This is a genomic window from Aestuariivirga litoralis, assembly GCF_003234965.1.
GTDB classification, from domain to species: Bacteria; Pseudomonadota; Alphaproteobacteria; order Rhizobiales; family Aestuariivirgaceae; genus Aestuariivirga; species Aestuariivirga litoralis.
Genome location: NZ_QKVK01000001.1, coordinates 91102 through 111770 on the forward strand (window position 1 = coordinate 91102; position 20669 = coordinate 111770).

The 20669-nt window shown below is 65.2% G+C and carries 18 protein-coding genes, 1 tRNA gene and 1 pseudogene; 12 read left to right on the forward strand and 8 right to left on the reverse strand.

Annotated features, from left to right (window positions below):
• Window positions 1-4: 4 nt before the first annotated feature.
• A pseudogene (locus tag DK847_RS00455) lies at window positions 5-721 on the forward strand (sulfate/molybdate ABC transporter ATP-binding protein); the annotation flags it as partial.
• Between the two features lie 200 nt (window positions 722-921).
• Here DK847_RS00455 and DK847_RS00460 read toward each other — a convergent pair.
• The 5 genes from DK847_RS00460 to DK847_RS00480 form a co-directional block, all read right to left on the reverse strand.
• Complete coding sequence (locus tag DK847_RS00460; RefSeq protein WP_111195662.1) at window positions 922-1488, reverse strand: fasciclin domain-containing protein; 567 nt, start codon at window positions 1486-1488, stop codon at window positions 922-924.
• Window positions 1489-1605: 117 nt separating this feature from the next.
• A complete protein-coding gene (locus DK847_RS00465; protein ID WP_111195663.1) occupies window positions 1606-2304 on the reverse strand; it encodes an anti-sigma factor in 699 nt (232 codons plus the stop codon).
• A complete protein-coding gene (locus DK847_RS00470; RefSeq protein WP_111195664.1) occupies window positions 2301-2837 on the reverse strand; it encodes a sigma-70 family RNA polymerase sigma factor in 537 nt (178 codons plus the stop codon). The genes DK847_RS00465 and DK847_RS00470 overlap by 4 nt, the downstream gene beginning before the upstream one ends.
• Window positions 2838-2964: 127 nt before the next feature.
• On the reverse strand, window positions 2965-3663 hold the full coding sequence (locus DK847_RS00475) for an RlmE family RNA methyltransferase (protein WP_111195665.1): 699 nt from the start codon (window positions 3661-3663) through the stop codon (window positions 2965-2967).
• Window positions 3660-4736, reverse strand: a complete 1077-nt coding sequence (locus DK847_RS00480) for a Ppx/GppA phosphatase family protein (RefSeq protein ID WP_425358669.1) — start codon at window positions 4734-4736, stop codon at window positions 3660-3662. Before DK847_RS00480 ends, DK847_RS00475 begins: the two co-directional genes overlap by 4 nt.
• Before the next feature lie 199 nt (window positions 4737-4935).
• Between DK847_RS00480 and DK847_RS00485 the strand changes: the two genes are divergently transcribed.
• From DK847_RS00485 to DK847_RS00495, 3 genes are all read left to right on the forward strand, one after another.
• Window positions 4936-5784: a sensor histidine kinase gene (locus tag DK847_RS00485; RefSeq protein ID WP_161957077.1), complete on the forward strand. Its 849-nt coding sequence runs from the start codon at window positions 4936-4938 to the stop codon at window positions 5782-5784.
• A gap of 10 nt (window positions 5785-5794) precedes the next feature.
• Window positions 5795-7618: an ATP-binding protein gene (locus tag DK847_RS00490; RefSeq protein ID WP_146255997.1), complete on the forward strand. Its 1824-nt coding sequence runs from the start codon at window positions 5795-5797 to the stop codon at window positions 7616-7618.
• A gap of 58 nt (window positions 7619-7676) precedes the next feature.
• Window positions 7677-7750, forward strand: a tRNA-Gln gene (locus DK847_RS00495).
• Window positions 7751-7938: 188 nt separating this feature from the next.
• On the opposite strand, the gene DK847_RS00500 is transcribed toward DK847_RS00495, so the two are convergent.
• The 3 genes from DK847_RS00500 to DK847_RS00510 all read right to left on the reverse strand — a co-directional run bounded on the left by DK847_RS00500 (window position 7939) and on the right by DK847_RS00510 (window position 12299).
• The gene (locus tag DK847_RS00500; protein ID WP_161957078.1) at window positions 7939-8877 is read right to left on the reverse strand and encodes a Vgb family protein; all 939 of its coding nucleotides are present in this window, start codon (window positions 8875-8877) and stop codon (window positions 7939-7941) included.
• Between the two features lie 525 nt (window positions 8878-9402).
• Window positions 9403-9843, reverse strand: a complete 441-nt coding sequence (gene cueR / locus DK847_RS00505) for a Cu(I)-responsive transcriptional regulator (protein ID WP_111195670.1) — start codon at window positions 9841-9843, stop codon at window positions 9403-9405.
• Window positions 9840-12299: a heavy metal translocating P-type ATPase gene (locus DK847_RS00510; RefSeq protein WP_111195671.1), complete on the reverse strand. Its 2460-nt coding sequence runs from the start codon at window positions 12297-12299 to the stop codon at window positions 9840-9842. Before DK847_RS00510 ends, cueR begins: the two co-directional genes overlap by 4 nt.
• Window positions 12300-12430: 131 nt before the next feature.
• Here DK847_RS00510 and DK847_RS00515 point away from each other — a divergent pair, with 131 nt between their 5' ends.
• The 8 genes from DK847_RS00515 (at window position 12431) to DK847_RS00550 (ending at window position 20563) form a co-directional block, all read left to right on the forward strand.
• Entirely contained in the window at window positions 12431-13570 is a 1140-nt protein-coding gene (locus DK847_RS00515) for a cupin domain-containing protein (RefSeq protein ID WP_111195672.1), read from the forward strand.
• Between the two features lie 552 nt (window positions 13571-14122).
• A complete protein-coding gene (locus tag DK847_RS00520) occupies window positions 14123-14866 on the forward strand; it encodes a GlcG/HbpS family heme-binding protein (protein WP_204508228.1) in 744 nt (247 codons plus the stop codon).
• A 116-nt stretch (window positions 14867-14982) separates the two neighbouring features.
• Window positions 14983-16086 carry a hypothetical protein gene (locus DK847_RS20990; protein WP_146255998.1) on the forward strand — a complete coding sequence of 368 codons (1104 nt, stop codon included), beginning with the start codon at window positions 14983-14985 and terminating at the stop codon, window positions 16084-16086.
• A 307-nt stretch (window positions 16087-16393) separates the two neighbouring features.
• Window positions 16394-17329, forward strand: a complete 936-nt coding sequence (locus tag DK847_RS00530) for an alpha/beta fold hydrolase (RefSeq protein WP_111195673.1) — start codon at window positions 16394-16396, stop codon at window positions 17327-17329.
• A gap of 49 nt (window positions 17330-17378) precedes the next feature.
• Window positions 17379-18551: a linear amide C-N hydrolase gene (locus DK847_RS00535; protein WP_111195674.1), complete on the forward strand. Its 1173-nt coding sequence runs from the start codon at window positions 17379-17381 to the stop codon at window positions 18549-18551.
• A 106-nt stretch (window positions 18552-18657) separates the two neighbouring features.
• Entirely contained in the window at window positions 18658-18852 is a 195-nt protein-coding gene (locus DK847_RS00540; protein WP_111195675.1) for a heavy-metal-associated domain-containing protein, read from the forward strand.
• 196 nt (window positions 18853-19048) lie between these two features.
• Window positions 19049-19702 (forward strand): exopolysaccharide biosynthesis protein, encoded by a 654-nt coding sequence (locus DK847_RS00545; protein WP_161957079.1) that lies wholly within the window; start codon window positions 19049-19051, stop codon window positions 19700-19702.
• A 66-nt stretch (window positions 19703-19768) separates the two neighbouring features.
• Complete coding sequence (locus tag DK847_RS00550) at window positions 19769-20563, forward strand: inositol monophosphatase family protein (RefSeq protein WP_245414486.1); 795 nt, start codon at window positions 19769-19771, stop codon at window positions 20561-20563.
• Window positions 20564-20669: the final 106 nt, after the last annotated feature.

Genomic DNA, 20669 nt, shown 5'->3' on the forward strand with positions numbered 1-20669 from the left:
CAGAATGTCCGTCCCCGTCCGCGTCAGGAACCTCGAAAAGAACTTCGGCCGGTATCCGGCCTTGAAGGGTGTCTCGCTCGATGTCGAGGCGGGCGAACTCGTCGCCCTGCTCGGGCCGTCGGGTTCCGGCAAGACCACCCTGCTGCGCGCCATCGCCGGCCTCGAGCAGCCCGATGGCGGCCAGGTGCTGTTCGGCGACATCGATGCCAACAGCCTGAGCCTTCGCGAGCGCCGCATCGGCTTCGTGTTCCAGCAATATGCGCTGTTCAAGCACATGAAGGTCTTCGACAACATCGCCTTCGGCCTGCGTGCGAGGCCGCGCACCTCCAGGCCGTCCGAGTCCGCCATCAAGGCGAAGGTGCTGGAGCTCCTCCACCTCGTGCAGCTCGACGGGCTCGAGGCGCGGTATCCCGCCCAGCTCTCCGGCGGCCAGCGCCAGCGCGTGGCGCTTGCCCGCGCACTTGCCATCGAGCCCCGCGTGCTGCTGCTGGACGAGCCCTTCGGCGCCCTCGACGCCCGCGTCAGGAAGGACCTTCGCAAGTGGCTGCGCGAACTCCACCAGCGCACCGGCCATACGACCCTCTTCGTCACCCATGACCAGGATGAGGCCTTCGAACTCGCCGACCGCATCGCCATCCTCGACCACGGCAGGATCGAGCAGGTCGGCACCGCGCAGGAGATCCTCGACCATCCCGCAACCCCCTTCATCGACAGCTTCATCGAGGGCATCGCCCGGCGCGAGGCGCAGGCCCGCGAATGGACCAAGCCCCATGTGGTGGCGAGCAGGTAAAGAGCCGCCAGCCAGGCCCTGAAAATGAAAATGGCCGGGGCGAACCCGGCCATGAAGAGTTTTCTGGACATTGCGCCTTCCTAGCACATCGAGCGCGCGCTGTCAAGGACTAAATTCGTATATTAGGAAGCTCACATCTTCGGCAGCAGCACGTGGTCGATCACGTGGATCACGCCATTCGACTGCTCGACATCGGCGATGGTCACCGTCGCCATGCCGCCCGCCTCGTCCTTGATCATCACCATGCCGTCCTTGGCGGAGAGCCACAGCTTGCAGCCGCCGACGGTGGTCACCTCGTGCGTCCCGCCATCGGCCATCGCCATCTTGGCGACGTCGGCGGCGGTGGCCTTGGCGGCCAGCACATGGCAGGTGAGGATCTTGGTGAGCGTCTTCTTGTTCTCGGGCTTGAGCAGCGTCTCCACGGTTCCCGCCGGCAGGGCGGCGAAGGCCTCGTTGGTGGGCGCGAAGACGGTGAAGGGGCCCTTGCCCTCGAGGGTGGGCACCAGGTCCGCGGCCTTCACCGCGGCAACCAGCGTCGTATGGTCCTTCGAGTTGACGGCGTTCTCGACGATGTTCTTCGTCGCATACATCGGGGCACCCCCGACCATCGGGTTCTCCGCCAGCACCGGCGTGGCGGCGGCGCAGGCGATGACGGCTGACAGGGCGGCGGCGAAGAGCGGGGTGTTCACACGGTTCATGACGATCTCCTGTTATGGGTCTGTCCTCATCTGGACAGCCGCAGTCACGAGAGGCCGGGTGGGAGAGTTTCAGCGCGCCGGGCTGCGTCCGGTCACAAACCCGTGACCCCCGTGTGATCACATGGCGATGAGCGGAGCGGTGGCGAGGACCGCGCCCGTCGGCTGTCCGGTGGGAGAACCGCCCAGCGGTTCGTCGCTGACGGCGAGCAGCGCCTTGGGCGCAAGCTTCGCCGCAATGGCGGATGCCAGCTCCAGGCTGGCGCTGGTCGCAGCCGGAACCACGCCGAGCGAGATCGGCGCCTCATTGCCGGCGATGAGCCAGAGCTGCAGGTCACGTCCCTGCGCCGGACCACCGCTGACGCGGTTGAGCTTCAGCACGCGGCTCCCGGCATCATAGAGCACCTCGATCTGCAACGGTGCCGCGCTGGCCGTCAGGCTCGCGACATAGGAGGGCCCCACCGGCAGGTTCGCGCGCTGCGTGGAGAACAGGCCCAGCCCCGCCACGACGAGAACGAGAAGCAGGGCCGTGGCGGCGCGCCAAAAAGCCAGGCTGCCCCACAGCCCGCGCGGCTGCACCGCGTGCGGGAACAGGCGCTTCTCCACCGCCGCCAGCACATGCGCCGGTGGCCGAACCGGCTCGACCTCGGCGCCGAGCGGCGCGAACTCGTCTTCCCAGAAGCGCCGGCGCGCCTCCAGCGCAGGCTCGGCCTCGAGACGCGCCGCCAGCGCCACACGCTCCTCATGCGGCAGCACGCCGAGCACATATTCGGCTACCAGCAGGTCGTCTTCCGGCGTCATGTCGGTGCCATCGGTCATTGCTGCAGGCACTCCCGCAATTGCAGCAGGCTGCGGCGCAGCCAGGTGCGCACCGTGTTGAGCGGCAGGCGGAAGCGCTCCGCCAGCTCCTGGTAGCTGTGTCCATCGACATAGGCCGCGCGCACCGCATCGGCGCGTTCGGCCTTCAGCCGCGACAGGCAGTCGTCGATCCGCCGGCGCTCGGCAGTCGCCAGGACAGCCCGTTCCGGATCAGGCCCATCGTCCGGAATCTCCGGCGCATCGCTGATCGCGACGGCCAGCGGCTTGCGCGCCCTGATCCTGTCGATCGCATGATTGCGCGCAATGGCGGCGAGCCAGCTGACCGGGCTTTGCCCCGTCACGGCAAAACGCGGCGCGCCATGCCAGACCTTGATGTAGACCTCCTGCAATGCGTCCTCGGCGTCTGACCTCTCGCGCAAGACACGGAGGCAGACGGCATAGAGTTTCGGGCTGGTGAGGGAATAGAGCGTCCGGAAGGCTTGCCTGTCGCCAAGCCCCACGCGCTGAATCAGTGTCGACAGATCTTCCGGCATCGCCCCACGGACCATTCCCCTGCGCAGGATTGAAGAGTTGCGGAGCGCGGTCCAGTCAATTCTGCTGGCGCTGCAACGCCGCACAACCGGCAGGTGCGGCGATGGTGCAAGTCCTCGTTGGGGTCATTCACGCCCCGCCGCGGAATCCCATGGCCAGAACGAAGAGTTCCGCCGAGTCATCACGGCTCGCCATCGGCTTGACGTGGCGGACGGAAGCGAAGTCCTTCTTCATCATCTTCAGCATCTCGCCCTCGGTGCCGCCGCGCAGCACCTTGGCGAGATAGGTGCCGCCGGGCTTCAGCACCTCTTTCGCGAATTCATAGCCCGCTTCGGCCAGCGCCATGATGTTGATGTGGTCGGTCTGCCGGTGGCCCGTGGCATGGGCCGCCATGTCGGAGAGCACGCAGTCGGCCTTCTCGCCGCCCAGCGCCTCGATCAGCAGGGCCGGCGCGTCCTCCTCGAGGAAGTCCTTCTTGAAGATGGTGACGGCGCTGAGCGGGTCCATGCCATGCATGTCGATGGCAATCACCTTGCCGCGGCCCTCTTCCGCCTTTGTGCGCTTCACCGCCACCTGGCTCCAGCCGCCGGGGGCGGCGCCCAAGTCGACGATGCGGCCGCCGGGCTTCAGGAACTTGTACTTGTCGTCGATCTCGGTGAGCTTGAAGGCGGCGCGCGAGCGGTAGCCCAGCTTCTTGGCCTCCTGCACGTAAGGATCGTTGAGCTGGCGCTCAAGCCAGTTCTTCTGCGAGACCGTGCGGCCCTTGCCGGTCTTCACCCGCACCTTGAGCCGCACGCCCGGCTTCTTGCCGCTTCCCGGCCTGCTCATGCGGTCCTCCCGTAGGTTCCGTCTTCCTTCATCAGCATGGTGAGGATTCCTTCGCGAAGCCCGCGGTCGGCAACGCGGATGCGCTGCGCCGGAAAGGCGAGGCGGATTTCCTCGAGGATCGCACAGCCCGCCAGCACGAGGTCGGCACGCTCGCGCCCGATGCAGGGGTTCGCCGCCCGCTGCTCATAGCTGAGATGCAGCAGCCGGTGCGTCACCGCGCCGATCTCGTCGCTCTCGAGCCAGCAGCCATCGACGCGCGCGCGGTCATAGCGCTGCAGGCCAAGCTGCACGCCGGCGATGGTCGTCACCGTGCCGGAGGTGCCGAGAAGGTGCGAAGGGACGGGCGAGGTTCCGCCATTGGCCGCCGAGACGCGCTGCGCGAACTCCTGAAGCATGGGCCGCAGGTACTCGCGCATCGCCGCGAAGGACGCAGGTGTCACGTCGACGCCACCGCCAAACCGCTCCGAGATGGTCACGACACCCGCCGCCAGCGAGGTCCAGGCCACGGTCTCGAAACGCTCACCGGCCCGGCGCATCCACAGCACTTCGGTGGATCCGCCGCCGATGTCGAAGACCAGCGCGGTCTCGGCGTCACGGTCGACCAGCGGCTCGGCGCCCACCGCGGCAAGGCCCGCTTCCGTCTCGCGGTCGATGATCTCGAGCCTGAGGCCCGTCTCGCTCTTCACGCGGTCGATGAAGGCAGGTCCGTTCTCGGCCATGCGGCAGGCCTCGGTCGCCACCAGCCGCACCCGGTCGACATTGCGCCAGCGCAGCTTGTTGGCGCAGACCCGCAAGGCCTCGATGGTGCGCCCCATGGCGTCATCGCTCAGCCGGCCGGTCTGGGCCAGCCGCTCGCCCAGCCGCACGATGCGCGAAAACGCATCGACCACCGAGAACCCGTTGTGGGTGGGGGTTGCGATCAGAAGTCGACAATTGTTCGTGCCGAGGTCGAGGGCGCCATAAAGGCCCCCCGGCGGCGGCTCGCGCGAAGCCGACGGTTTCCGGGCGTGAGGACTCCCGGCCGCCGGTTTGCGCCGTGGCCGGTCCCTGCCCGGCCTGCTGGTCGCATCCACGTCCAAACCTTTCGAGGGCAGCCGGGCTCGACGGAGAACCGGAGCAGCAGCGGCCGCCCTTACAATCATTGCGTTATTCCGAATGTACCAGTTTCCGCCCCCCCTCACAAAGCAAATCTCCCGCCGGAAACGGCGGGCCACATTAACCGGAAGTTGAGACATGAGGTTGCAAATGATCCCTGTAACGTTCGGGTGTGTCATGCGTACTTTCGGCCCCAAATGGTTCAAGGACGGCTCGCTGATCGGCGAATTCTCCGATCATCTCGGCCTCGCCATCCCGCAGCGCAAGCAGGCCATGGCCCTGCAGGCGGCCAAGGTCGATGCCGAACTCGCCTCCAAGGCAAAGTCCGAGTTCATCGCCAACATGAGCCATGAGCTCAGGACGCCGCTCAACGCCATCATCGGCTTCTCCGACATGCTGCACACCAGGACGGCGACGAGCCCGGAGAAGGTTCACCAGTACACGGGCTACATCAAGCAGGCAGCCGAACACCTGCTGGAACTGATCAACGGCATCCTCGACGTCTCCAAGATACAGGCCGGCAAGCTCGCGGTGGAGAAGGAGCAGGTCGAGCTGGGGCCGGTGCTGGCCTCCTGCCTGCTCATCGTCGACGCCCGGGCGCGCGACAAGCACATCTCGGTCGAGCACAGGGTGGACGATGACCTGCCGCCGCTGGCGGCCGATCCGCTGCGGCTGAAGCAGATCCTCATCAACCTCCTCGGCAATGCCGTGAAATTCACGCCCGAGAACGGCCACGTGCGGATCACTGCCGCGGCCACGGCGGCTTCGGCGGTGATCGTGGTCGAGGACACCGGCATCGGCATGACCCCGGCGGAGGTCGAAACCGCGCTCCGCCCCTTCGGGCAGGTCGACTCGGGCTTCAACAAGCGCCACGAAGGCACGGGCCTCGGGTTGCCCATCGCCTTCGCGCTGGCCAGGCTGCATGGCGGCGATCTGCGCATCCAGTCCGAGAAGGGCCAGGGCACGCGCATCAGCGTGCGGCTGCCCCTCGCCCTCCCCGCCGAGCCCGAACCCCACATCCATTGAGAGTGCGCCGATGACCTCCCCGGACAAGACCACCTCCCGCATCGGCCGCATCGTGGCGGTGACGGGCGCCCATGCGGTGATCCTCATCGACGGCGGATCTGACGCCGATGCGCGCGCCAAGACCCCCGAGATCGGCACGCTGCTGAGGGTCGACACGCCGCGCACCATCTCCCTGTGCATCGTGTCCGCCCTGTCCTCGCCCATGCCGAGCCACATGCCGGACGAACCCGAGACGCGGATCATCGAAGTCGAGTTCCTCGGCGAACTGCCGCGCGACGAGCGGGGCGAGCCGATGCATTTCCGCCGCGGCGTGTCGTGCTACCCGTCACTCGGCGACACGGTGTTCCGCGCCTCGAAACACGAGCTCGCCAAGGCCTATGCCTATCACACCGACATGGCCATCCGCGTCGGCCACATCACCCAGGACGAGGCCATCCCCGCCATGGTGAAGGTCGACGACCTGCTGGGAAAGCACTTCGCCATCCTCGGCACCACCGGCACCGGCAAGTCCTGCACGGTTGCCCTCCTCCTGCGCCGCATCCTCGAGAAGAACCCGCAGGGCCACGTGCTGCTCCTCGACGTCCACCGCGAATATGCCCATGCCTTCCGCGACATCGCGGAGGTCATCAGCCCCGCCAACATGAACCTGCCGTTCTGGCTGCTGAACTTCGAGGAGATCGTCGAGATCCTCATCGGCCAGCAGCCCAACCGCGAGGCGGACGTGGAGGTACTGCGGGAACTCATTCCCATTGCCAAGCTGCGCTTCATGAACAACCAGCGCCGCGAGCGGCCGGCGCTGCAGCGCGCCCGCGAGCAGATCGAGCCGTCCTCCATCGGCGTCGACACGCCGGTGCCCTATCGCTCGTCCGACCTCATCGGCCTCCTCGACGAGCATCTGGGCAAGCTCGAACTGCGCGGCGAACTCGCCCCCTACAAGCGGCTCAAGTCGCGGCTCGAGGCAATCAACCGCGACAGCCGCTATGCCTTCATGTTCGGCTCGCTCACGGTGCAGGACACCATGTCCCAGGTGCTGTCGCGGCTGTTCCGCATCCCGGTCAACGGCAAGCCCATTGCCATTCTCGAGCTGGGCGGATTGCCGTCGGAGATCATCAACGTCGTGGTGTCGGTGCTGGCCCGCCTCGCCTTCGACTTCGGGGTGTGGAGTGCCGGCCGCATTCCCATCACCTTCGTCTGCGAGGAGGCGCATCGCTATGTGCCAGTGGACAAGACACTGGGCTTCGAGCCCACCAAGCGGTCGATCTCCCGCATCGCCAAGGAGGGCCGCAAATACGGGATCTCGCTGTGCATCGTGTCGCAACGCCCGGCCGAGCTGGACGCCACCATCCTGTCCCAGTGCAACACCATCTTCTCGATGCGGCTGGCCAACGAGCGCGACCAGGAGATCCTGCGCGCCGGCATTTCGGACGCCGCCTCGAGCCTTCTCGACTTCATGCCCACCATGGGCACGGGCGAGGCCATCACCTTCGGCGAGGGCGTGGCGCTGCCCACCCGCATCAAGTTCGACACGCTTCCCGCCGATGAATGGCCGATGAGCAACACCGCCTCGGTGACCGGCAGCTGGGCCCGCGAAATGCCGGAAGACGGCTTCCTGCAGGACATCGTGCTGCGCTGGCGCGCCCAGAGCTTCGCGCCGGAGGGCACCGTCTTCGACATGCCGCAGCAGGCAACCTTCGGCCAGCAGCAGCAGACCTCACCCACCGCCGCAGACCTCACGGCCCCGCTCCGCCGCCTGTCCGCCGCCGCCAACCGCCCTGTGGGCAGCGGCGAGGAGCGACCGAGCCTCGCCAGCCTCATCCGCCAGATCAAGAGCTGAGGCAGATACCCCTTGCGCAGCGGGCACCTAGCGGCTATCTAGCCGCCACCTGAACCGTTGGGGGATCGTCTAACGGTAGGACCGCGGACTCTGACTCCGCTAGTCTAGGTTCGAATCCTAGTCCCCCAGCCATTTGTTTTTGAAGCGAATTTTATCGTCATGCGGGCGCCGGCGACTGGGCCGAGCGGGCTTGGTCACAGCCGCGCCAACCGCAGAAACTCTATCGGTCGAGATTTCCTGGAAATCAGGGGTGCAATCCAATCCGCCGCGAATGCGTCGCGCGCGGGCAATTGCCTGGACCAAGGCCCGCCACGAACAGGTTATCGGCGTGAGATGGCATTGGTCATGTTGTTTGCAGTCCAAAGCGAAATGCCATCAGATGCGACGTCCAACGGCGCGGCTCCAACTGGTATCGTTTTCAAGAGTGAGCCGTTAGAGGACCTCAAGACGCTGACGGTATTCGAAGTCTGGTTCGCGACGTAAACATACGTTCCGTCGGAGTCGATGCCTCCGGGTCGAGTTCCAACCGGATAGCTTCCGATCACCGCCGCTGTAGCCGCCACGATCTTTGTGACGCTGTTTGCAGTTTGATTTGTAACCCAGATATAGGTTCCATCAAAAACGGAATAGACAGTTACGGAAGGTGTCGCCACGGTCGCCACGACGGTGCCAGCAGTATTCAGTTTCTTGAGACCCGAAGATCCTGCATTCGAAACCCAGAGATTTACTCCATCAAAAGTAATGCCATACGGGTTGGATCCACCAGACGAAAACTTTGCGGCCACGACACCCGTTGAGGGGTTCACCTTGGCGACCTGATTAGCATCACACAGCGTCACATAGAGCCAGGCGCCATCAAAAGCGAACGACTGCGGACCGCTTCCAACTGCATAAGTACCAAGGATTGCCCCAGTCGATGCCCTGATCTTTGTTATGGACCCACTAAAGCGGTTGGTGGCCCAAATGTTCTCGCCGTCGAAAATGATGCCGGAAACATTCCCGGGGGTCGCATATGTTCCAATTACCGTACCATAAACAGGGTCAATCTTACTGACCGACTTGCCATTGAAATTGCCGACCCAGATATACCTGCCATCGAACAGCACTTCGGTGAAACTAAACGAAGTCGTTGAGCCGATTGGATAATTTCTATTGCCCGTCCACCACTTGTTGGTGATCCGCTGCTCGACAGTCTGCGCTGGACTTGGACTGGCGAGCAGCAGCAATCCGAGAAGCGAGAGCGTGAACACCTTGAGCATTGGATCCCCCTGAACTGGCTCTCGGACAGAGACCTGGCCCATGGTCTCCGATCATGACCATGTCAAATACGAAAGTTAATCATTTATGTCAAACAACTAAGCTTATGCGCAATCTGTCCATCTTGATCACGGTCAGCCTCGTTTACGCGCAATGATCCTTGCCTGCGGACTGCGGCGTCGAGCGGCAGCAACCGATGCAATGCCTGACTGAACAAACTTAGGGCGGACATAAGCGAAGTTTTGATCCCTGGCTGGACTCCGTCGATCCCTACCCGACACTTTCATCAAGTTTGCTGCTGTTTGCTCAGTACCGGGAAAGCATGCTGCGGTTCTCGCGGACGCGGGTGACGAATGTTGCTACAATCGTTATCAGAAACCGATTGGAGGCTCTCATGCCCGGCATCGACCGTGAAACCCGCAATGCTTTCAACGAACTGGCCTTGATGGACCAGCTGTCGCGGTTGCCGGTGGGTGGGCTGCTGCGGGTACTGCAAACGATACCACTTCCCGTGCTGGAGGCGGCGGTCAGCGGAGCTTCTCGAAGCCCTTGCCGAGGTGGGTCGGGCTGGCGTGATGGCAGCCTTCGGCCAGGTTCTCGATGATCGGGCAATCGGGCCTGCCGTCGCCATGACAGTTGGCGGCCAGGTGCTTGAGGGTATTGGCCATTTCCTCGATCTCGCGCGTCTTGGCCTCGAGCGCCTCGACATGCTCCAGGGCGATGCGCTTGACGTCGGCGCTGGCGCGCGAGCGGTCGCGCCAGAGATGCATGAGGCCTGAGATCTGCTCCACCGTGAAGCCGAGGTCACGCGCGCGGCGGATGAACTTGAGCTCGTGGATGTTGCTCTTGTCGTAGGCGCGGTAGCCATTCTGGTTGCGCGCCGGTGCACGGATGAGGCCAACCTCCTCGTAGTAGCGGATCATCTTGGCGGACACGCCGGACTCCTTCGCAGCGTCACCGATGTTCATGCGTGGTCCTCCTTCGGGTGGTAGCGCCTCAGGCGCAGGGCATTGCTGATGACGAAAACGCTGGAGAGCGCCATGGCCCCTGCCCCGATCATGGGCGACAAGAGCGTGCCGTTGACCGGATAGAGCAGCCCGGCCGCGACGGGAATGAGCAGCACGTTATATGCGAAGGCCCAGAACAGGTTTTCCTTGATGTTGCGGATGACCGCCTGGGAGAGGCCGATGGCGGTGGGCACGCCCTTTAGGTCGCCCGACATCAGCACCACGTCGGCACTTTCGATGGCAATGTCGGTGCCCGTGCCGATGGCGATGCCGACGTCCGCCGCGGCGAGTGCCGGCGCATCGTTGATGCCGTCGCCGACGAAGGCGACGCGGCCCTTGTGCTTCAGCCGCGCGATGGCCTCCACCTTGCCCTCGGGCAGCACCTCGGCGACGACCTCGTCGATGCCGAGCGTCCTGGCGATGGCTTCTGCGGTCCGGCGATTGTCGCCGGTGATCATCGCGACCTTGAGGCCCATGGCGTGGAGGGCGGCGATTGCGGACGGCGTGGTGGGCTTCACCGGGTCGGACACCGCGATGACGGCGGCGAGACGGCCGTCGATGGCGGCGTAGAGTGGCGTCCTGCCCTGCTGGCCGAGACGCTCCGCCGTGGCGGCGAAGGACGCGACGTCGAGGCCGAGCTTCGCCATGTAGCGGTCGGCGCCTACCGCCACCTCGCGGCCCTGCACCTGCCCGCGCGCGCCGAAGCCGGGAATGGCCTCGAATCCCGCGACGGCGGCGGGCGCGAGGCCCTTCGCCCGGGCAGCAGCGACGATGGCCGCGGCGATGGGATGTTCGGATGGGCTCTCGACGGCGGCGATGAGGGACAGGGCCTCATCGGGCGCGATGCCATGGACCTCGAAGTCGGTGAGCTCCGGTCGGCCCTCGGTCAGCGTGCCGGTCTTGTCCATCGCCACGACCTGAACATCGCGCAGGGACTGCAGCGCCTCGCCCTTGCGGAAAAGCACGCCCAGTTCCGCAGCACGGCCTGTGCCGACCATGATGGAGGTGGGTGTGGCAAGCCCCATGGCGCAGGGGCAGGCGATGATGAGCACGGCCACCGCATTGACGAGGCCGAAGGTGAGCGCGGGCTCCGGCCCGAAGACCAGCCAGACGAGGAAGGTGAGGGTCGCCACCGCCATCACCGCGGGCACGAACCACGCCGTGATGCGATCGACCAGCGCCTGGATGGGCAGCTTGGCGCCCTGCGCCTGCTCGACCATGCGGATGATCTGGGCCAGCAGCGTATCGGCCCCCACCTTGGTGGCCCGATAGGTGAAGCTGCCGGTCTTGTTGATGGTGCCGCCGACGACCTCCGCCCCCTCTCCCTTGGCGACGGGGATCGGCTCGCCGGTGATCATCGATTCGTCGACGAAGGAGGAGCCGGCGACGACCACGCCGTCGACGGGAAGCCTGTCGCCCGGGCGCACCTGCACGATGTCGCCCGCCACCACCTGGTCGAGCGGCAGCTCGACGATCTCGCCGTTCCGTTCCACGCGCGCCGACTTGGCCTGCAGGCCGACGAGCTTCGCCACCGCCGCGCTGGTGCGGCCCTTGGCGCGCGCCTCGAGCAGGCGGCCGAGAAGGATCAGGGTGACGATGACGGCCGAGGCCTCGTAATAGACATTCGCCGTCCCTTCGGGCAGCAGCGACGGCCAGAAGGTGGCGACCACCGAATAGCCCCAGGCGGCGGTGGAGCCCAGCACCACGAGCGAGTTCATGTCGGGCGCCAGCTTCAGCAGGTTGGGAACACCCTTCCTGTAGAAGCGCAGGCCGGGGCCGAACTGCACGATGGTGGCGAGGACGAAGTAGAAGACATAGAGCGAGAAGCGATCCACGCCATGGAGCCAGTGGCCAAAGGCGGGAACGAGATGGCCGCCCATCTCCATCACGAAGAGCGGCAAGGTGAAGATGGCGGCGATCAGGACGTCGCGCTTCAGCTTGCGATACTCCTGGTCCCTGGCCGCCTGATGGGCATCGGCGTCCACATGGTCGAGGCGGCGCGGTTCATAGCCCGCCGTGCGGATGGCGGCCTCGATCGATGAGAGCGGCGTTCCCGCAACGAACGTCACCGTTGCACGCTCGGTGGCGAGGTTGACGGCGGCAGAGACGACACCCGGCACGCCGCCGATGGCCTTCTCGACCCGCCTCACGCAGGAGGCGCAGGTCATGCCCTCGACGCCGAGGTCGACGGTCTGGCTGGCAACCTCATAGCCCGCAGCCTTGATGGCGGCGACCACCGCCTCCGGCGTGGCGGGCGCGGCGAGGCGCACGTCGGCGCGCTCGGTGGCGAGGTTAACGGCGGCACTCTCGACGCCGGGCACGGCGGCGATGGCCTTCTCCACGCGCCTGACACAGGAGGCGCAGGTCATGCCCTCCACGGGGAAGCTCTGAAGCGGGGCTGGCGAAATCTGGTTCATGGTGGCGGTCCTTTCCTGCCACGCCTCATATGGACCTTCCAATGATGGGAGGGTCAAGCGATGATTTCAAGCTTCGCAAGCCACCGTATTCCTACCTATAACGAAGACCGGCATTTCATCAGGGGGCGGCAATGACGGACGGCAGCAAGGACATTCAACCCATCAGGGGCAACAAGGGCGCAACCGATCCGGGCCCCCGCAATCCTTTGCTGGATGCGCAGAACCCGGATGTGCTGATCCCGCCGGAAACCGACAATGGCGGGCTGCCCAACCTCAAATTCTCCTTCGGCATGGCCCACAACCGGCTGGAGGATGGCGGCTGGGCGCGCGAGGTGACGGTGCGCGAACTGCCGGCGGCCAGGACAATGGCGGGCGTGGACATGCGGCTCGACGCCGGGGTGGTGCGCGAGCTCCATTGGCACAAGGAGGCGGAGTGGGCCTATGTGCTGCAAGGCCGCGTGCGCTTCACCGTGGTGGACCCCGACCGCGGCGTGTGGATCGACGACCTGGGGCCGGGCGACCTGTGGTTTGCCCCGGCGGGCGTTCCGCACTCGATCCAGGGCCTGGAGGGCGGCACCGAATTCCTGCTGGTCTTCGACGACGGCAATTTTTCCGAAAACCAGACGCTGCTGATCACCGAATTCATGGCCCACATGCCGCCCGAGGTGGTGGCCAAGAATTTCGGCCTGCCGCCATCGCAGTTCGCCTCCATTCCGAAATCGCAGAAATACATCTTCCGCATGCCGGTGCCCGACGCGCTGGAGAAGGTGCGGGCCGAGGTGGGCGGCAGCACGGCGAAGCAGGCCTTCACCTATCACACCGCGGCCAAGGAACCGGTCTCCTATCCGGGCGGCAAGGCCACGGTGATCGATGCCGCCGACTTTCCCGTCACCAGCATGGCGGCACTCATCATGGAGATCGAGCCGGGCGGCATGCGCGAACTGCACTGGCACCCGGATGCCGACGAGTGGCAGTTCTACAAGGAAGGCCAGGCGCGCATGACGGTGTTCGACGCCACCGCCAATGCCCGCACCTTCAACTACACGGCGGGCGACGTGGGCTTCGTGCCGCGCACACTGGGCCACTACATCGAGAACATCGGGACCGGCGTGCTGCGCATCGTCAATGTCTTCAACCGCCCCCTCTACAAGGACATCTCGCTCAACAACTGGATGGCGCTGACACCCCCCGCCCTGGTGCAGGCCCACCTGAACCTCGACGAGACCGTGATGAAGGCGCTGCGCAAGGAGCGCTCGACGCTGGTGCGCTGAGTCTCGCTGCAGCGACCGGCGGCTGCCGCCTGACGATCGGCCGTTCTTCCACGCAAGGCTGTCGACAGTGCCGTGCCATGCCGACACCATGAGCTGGTCCTGCACTTCGTTGGTGAACCCCGGGGATCAGCGGTCCACGGCTTCCGTCTCCCGAAGCGGGACCACGGCTTTCTCCCGGTATCCGGACCTGCCCATCCCGCCACCCCGGCGCGCAACTTATGCTAATAAGCAAATAGGCAAAACCGGAGCCACCACTCCCGCGGGAGTGGCGCTTTGCAACCAAGCCAAGAAGGACAAAATCGGCGACATACTGCAATGCACGCTATGAGGGTATTCATTTTATTTATTATTTTCAATAATTTACAAAGCACAACCCGTCACAATTCCCACCACAATACATTACGATGAGTTAATGCAATTTTCACTTGCAGGCCACAATTGGGTCCGGATTTACACCTACGTGCAGCCTTGCTTACACTAAGTAATTCCAATCAGTGAAAGCATGAACGAAGCAATCTGACACGTAACAATGGAGATCCAATCTTGATTCGTATGCTCACCCTTTTCACCGCGACGGCGCTTTCGGCGGGCGTTGCCATGTCCGCCGCGGCCAACGCGGCGTGCTCGGACCTGCCCTCGCATGATGCCCTGACCAAGGCGCTGCAAGGTGCGGTGAAGGCCTCTGGCGGCCCGTCGAACGGCGGCCTGGACCTCAACATGTGGGCCACCGTCGTCGACAAGGACGGCACGGTCTGTGCCGTCACCTATTCCGGCAAGGAATACACCGACCAGTGGCTCGGCAGCCGTGTGATCTCGGCCCAGAAAGCCAACACCGCGAATGCCTTCAGCCTCGACGGCCTCGCCCTCTCGACCGCCAACATCTACTCGCCGGTGCAGCCCGGCGGCAGCCTGTTCGGCCTGCAGGAGAGCAACCCGGTCGACACCGCCGTCGCCTATGCCGGCAAGGCTTCGAAGTTCGGTACGGAGCATGACCCGATGGTCGACCACCGCATCGGCGGCGTGAACGTGTTCGGCGGTGGCCTCGCCCTCTACAAGGACGGCAAGAAGGTCGGCGCTGTGGGCGTTTCCGGCGACACCTCCTGCGCCGACCACAACATCGCATGGCGGGTGCGCGGCACCCTCGACCTCGGCAAGGTTCCCGCCGGCGTGAGCCCGAACAAGGATGACGGCGTGATCTACGACATCACCGACGGCAAGAGCGCGAGCGGCTTCGGCCACCCGGCCTGCGGCGGCAAGGAGATCGACGTCGCCAAGGAGATCAAGGCCGGCAGCTGATGCTGCCCCGCGAACACGCCTTTGCGGCAGGCTGCTGCAGGAGAGCTTGCGCCTCGCCTGCAGCGGCCGATCCCACACAAGACAAATCCCTTCAATTCACATGAGGTCGTCACATCGTGACATCATCACTCCTGCGCGCCGTAGCCGGCGCGTCGCTCGCGCTCTGCGTCATGGCAGGCACGAGCCTTGCGGCTACCATGAACTATAACGGCTCATGGCTGAACACCAAGAACTATGCCATCGGCGCCGTCGTCTCCTACGACAACGAGATCTACTACGCCCTGGCCGCGAACCTGAACGCAGTTCCCTCTCCCACCTCCGCCAAGTGGAAGCTGCTTGGCGTCAACGGCATGGACTTCAAGGGCATGTGGTCCGGTACCGCGACCTACAAGCTCGGCGCCGTGGTGAGACTCGGATCCCAGGTGTTCTATTCGCTGCAGAACGGCAACTTGAACAAGGCCCCGGCGACCGAGACCACGTTCTGGGCGCCGATCGGCACCAACGGCAACACCCTGCGCTCGGGCGCCGGTGCGCCGGCGGCAAATCTCGGCGTGCCGGGCGACTTCTACATCGACACCACGGCCAAGGCCCTGCGCGGCCCCAAGACTGCGGCCGGCTGGCCGATTGCCATCACCGCTCTCATCGGGCCCCAGGGCCCCAAGGGCAGCACCGGCGCCCAGGGACCGGCCGGCCCGGCGGGGCCGGCAGGCCCGGCCGGACCGACGGGCCTTGCAGGACCGCCGGGCCTGATGGGGTTCCGGGGACCGGTGGGTCTTCAGGGACCCGTGGGCCCGACCCTGATGAAGCGCGCGTCCTTCCAGTTCGTCGCGGCCCCGGCTCCGGGCGTCACGCCGGCAACGGCGGCGACCCTGAGCTTCACGCCCACCGTGAGCGGCACGGTGCTGCTGCGCAGCCGCGGCCACTGCAACCTCACCAGCGGCCCCGTCGGCTTCAACGAGATCGACCTCGACGCGGCCAGCAGCGTGGCAACGTCCTTCGGCGGAACATCGGCCGACTGGGGCGTCATCCACGTGCCCATGGACCTGCTGCTCAACACCCAGCTGTTCGGATTCACCACCGAGGAGCCGATAACGGTCAGCGCCGGCGTTCCCGTGACCTACTCGCTCTTCCTGCGGCACACCCCCGCATTCGGCAGCACACCGCTGCCAGCCGACTGCTCGGGCTCCTTCACCGCCGAACTCTACAACGGCACGCTCTGAGCCAACCACCCGATGACCATGCAGAGGCCCGGCACACCGCCGGGCCTTTCGCATGGGTCGACTGAAGCAAGGCTTGCAGGGGTCGGAAAGCGTAGGTCCGCCTCGTCCCGCAGCCGACCCGCAGGAACCGCCGGCATGACCGGCGGTTTTCGGCTCCTGCAACCTGGAGTGATTTTACGTAGAAGTACCTTCTTGTAAGAAGTTTCAATAAGTCATAGGCCCCATGCGGGCGTCGAAAGTGACCTTCGCTGCGCGCCCGCCTTGTGAATTCATCGCATCAACATCCGCTACAGCCGGGCCCTGCACCATGACACGCACCTCCTTCGCCAATAGCCTTCTTGCCATCGCCGCCTTCGCCACCCTCGCGCTCACCACCCCCGTTCGCGCCGACGATTTCAAGGCGGAGGTGAAATACGTCGAGGTGAATGGCGTGAAGCTCGCCTATTACACGCGCGGACAGGGCAAGCCGCTCGTCATGATCAACGGCTTCATCTCGACGATGAGCCTGTGGGACCCGTTGCTGGTCCAGGACCTTGCGAAGAACCACCAGCTGATCCTGTTCGACAATCGCGGTGTCGGCCTGTCGACCGACACTGCGGAGAACAACACCACGATCCCGCAGATGGCGGATGACGCGGTGGCCCTCATCCAGGCGCTGGGCCTGAAGCAGCCTGACGTGCTGGGCTGGTCGATGGGTGCTCGCATCGCGCAGCAAGTGGTGATCCGCCACCCGGATGCGGTGGGCAAGGTCATTCTCGCAGCCCCCAACCCCGGCGGCAGCCACAACATTCCCGCCACCAAGGAGGTCGAGGACAAGCTCAACGACCCGAACCTGCCGATGGAAGGCAAGATCGGTCTCGTCTTCCCGCCGGAAGTGGGCGGCGTAAAGGCCGGCACGGAGATCTTCGCGCGCATCAAGCAGGCGGCGGCCGACGGCACCGCCCCCAACGACATCGATGTCTCGAAGCAGACGACCGAGCGCCAGGACCGCGCCCGCACCACGCTGTGGTCGGCCGATGAGACGAATTTCGAGAACCTCAAGAACGTCAAGAACCCGATGCTGGTGACCGACGGGCAATATGACCTGATCGACAACCCGGCAAATTCGGCGCTGATCGCACAGCAGGTGCCCTTCGCGTGGCTTGCCTTCTTCGATGGCGGCCACGCTTTCCTGTTCCAGCAGCATGAAAAGTTCACAGCGACCGTCGAGGCCTTCCTGCAGGACTCTGCACCGACCGAGTAATGCAGGCGGCAGGCACGCACACCATTCCACTCTCCCCCTGGAGTCACTCATGAACACCCTCAAGACCAGTTTCCGCAGCTGGCAGAAAGTCTGTGCGACCTCGCTCTCCGCGCTGACGGCGCTCGGCGCAGGACCCGCCGCCGCCTGCACGGCGCTGATGATCACCGATGCCAATGGCGTCGCCTACAGCGGCAAGACCATGGAGTATTCAACGCCCATCCCGCTGCTGATGACCTACATGCCGGCCGGCACCAGGGTCGTCTCGCTGGCGCCCGACGGCTCGGACGGCATGAGCTTCACCACCAGGTATCCGATCCTCGGCGGCGCCACGGCGGCCGCCCTGCAGCCCGGCGCGCACCAGGGCATGATGGTGGAGGCGGCGAATGACCAGGGCCTTTCGGTGAGCTCCAACGAGTTGCCGGAAACGGTCGAACCCACCGATGTCGGCACTGACAAGGCAAAGCAGCTGGCGGGCACCGATCTTTCGAACTGGGTGCTCGGCAATTTCGCCACCGTGGCGGAAGCCAAGGCGGCGCTGGCCAAGGGCGAGGTGAAGGTCTGGCTGCCGAAGCTCGATTTCGTCAGCGGCATCCTGCCCGAGCATTACATCTTCTTCGACAAGACCGGCGACGGCATGGTGATCGAGTTCACCGGCGGCAGGATGAATGTCTATGACAACCCGGTCGGCGTGGCCACCAATGGCCCGGAGTTCCCCTGGCACCTCGCCAATCTGCGGAACTATTCCTTCCTCGACAACATGGACCGCAACTCAGGACAGTTCGGCAAGCTGAAGGTGACATCGCCCGACAGCGGCAACGCCCTGGCCGGAGTGCCCTCGACCCAGATTTCCTATGGCCGCTTCGTCAAGGCCGCCTACTACACCACCTTCACGCGGAAGGCGAAGACCCCGCAGGACGCCGTGGTGACGCTCGCCCACATCCTCAACAACTTCGACCGGCCCTATAACCTCTCGGAGGATGCGGCGGGAACGGGTGGCGACGGCACCAAGATCTGGGACACCTCGTCGGAAGTGACGATCTTCACCTGGATGAACGACAAGGCCCGCAACCGCTACTACCTGCGCACCATCGACGCGCTGAGCTTCACGGCGTTCGACATCGCCAGGCTCGCCTCGCTCAAGAAGGTGGTGGCGGTGGACTTCACCAAGTTCGTCGACCAGCCCGACGGCACCCAGATGCTGCTGGACGCGGCCGCCCAGTGAGGGAAGCGGCACGGCCACCCGACCCCGGTGGCCGTGCCCCCTTGACCTTCCCACGCTGGCAAGGCCCATATGGCCTGGCAGGCACGGAAACCAGAGGAGTTCGACCATGAAGTTCAACGTTCCCGACATGACCTGCGGCCATTGCGTGGCCACCATCACCAGGGCCGTGAAGGCGCTGGACCCCACAGCCGAGGTGCAGGCGGATCTCGCGGGCAAGACGGTGACGGTGGAGAGCACGGTGCCGGCCGCCGCCATGGCCCAGGCGCTGGACCAGGCGGGGTACCCCAATACGGGGGCATGACGCCTCCTTCACTCATCATCGCCGGGCTTGACCCGGCGATCCTTTTCGGTGGCCCTTGGAAAGGTTGCCCGGGTCAAGCCCGGGCATGATGGCATCGGGAGCGCGTGCTGCGCAGGCCGGCGCGAAATGTGGGACAATCGTGCCCCATTCCCCATATAGTTGCCCATGCGGCCCGCGGCGGGCTATGGAATTGGGAGTGAACGTGCAGCAGGACGAGATTTACGACGGCGGGTTGGACAAGAGGCAGAAACCGTCGCGGCTTTCCGACATCGTCCGCTCCATGGACACCAGCCAGGACACCACCATCGGCGAGCTGGCGGATTCATTGGGCGAGCGGGCCTTCGGCGCGCTGATGTTCATTTTCGCCGTGCCCAATGCCATTCCCACGCCGCCCGGCACCTCGGCCATCCTCGGCCTGCCGCTGGTGATCCTCACCTGGCAGGTGCTGGTGGGGCGCCAGACGCTGTGGCTGCCGGAGGTGGTGCGCAAGCGCCGCATCTCGAAGGAGATGCTGCATGCCTTCGTGACCAAGGTGACGCCGATCATGGCCAAGCTCGAACGCGTGCTGAAGCCGCGGCTTGGCTTCATCGTGACCTCCGACATCGCCGAGCGGCTGATCGGGCTCGTGGCCTTTCCGCTCGCCCTGATCCTGTTCCTGCCCATTCCCTTCGGAAACATTCCGCCCGCCGCCGCCATCGCCTGCCTCGCGCTGGGGCTCGCCGAGCGCGACGGACTGGCGGTGATCGTGGGCTATGTGCTGTCGGCCGCCTCGGTGGCGATCCTCGCGGCGGTGTCCTCCGCCCTCTATGCGGGCGTGGTGGCCTTCTTCCAGGCGCTGTTCGGGGTCTAGCTTCCCCTGCCCGGCCAATCCTGCTATCGGGCCTCATCAATCGAGCTTGCGAAGGAAGTTCCACCCTTGTCCTCCCCCGTCATCACCGTCATGACCGCCGCCGTCCGCAAGGCGGCCCGCACCCTCCAGCGCGACTATGGCGAACTCGCCAACCTGCAGGTGTCGCAGAAGGCGCCGGGCGACTATGTCACCATCGCCGACCAGAAGGTCGACAAGATCCTGCGCGAGGAACTGGCCAAGGTGCGCCCCGGCTATGCCTTCCTCACCGAGGAGACGGGCGTGGTGGCGGGCACCGACCCCGACCACCGCTTCATCATCGACCCGATCGACGGCACCATGAACTTCATGCATGCCGTGCCCTTCTTCGCCATCACCGTGGCGCTGGAACGGAAGGGCGAACTGGTCGCGGCGCTGACCTACAACCCGATCACCGACGAGATGTATTCCGCCGAAAAGGGCGGCGGCGCCTTCCTCAACAACAAGCGCATCCGCGTGGCCCAGCGCCGCGACATCCACGATACGCTGGTGAGCTATGAGGTGCCGCACCGCGGCGGCAAGGACCTGCCCCTGTCGCGCGCCGAGATCTCGGTGCTGCAGGCGCGCGTCGTCGGCATCCGCGGCACGGGTTCGGCCGCCCTCTCGCTCGCCTATGTGGCGGCCGGGCGCTTCGATGCCATGGTGTGCCGCAACATCAAGCCGTGGGACATGGCGGCGGGCATCCTGCTCGTGCGCGAGGCCGGCGGCTTCGTGGCCGACCCCGATGGCGAGAAGAACCCGATGGAGACCGGCAACATCCTCGCCACCAACGCCGACCTGCTGCCGCATTTCAAGGACGCGCTGAGCAAGGCGCGGGAGCAGTAACCGTTTTGGTGCCGTCATCCCGGCGAAAGCCGGGACCCAGCTTCGGGCGGCAACCACGTGGACGGAAAGCTGGGCCCCGGCTTTCGCCGGGGTGACGGACATATTG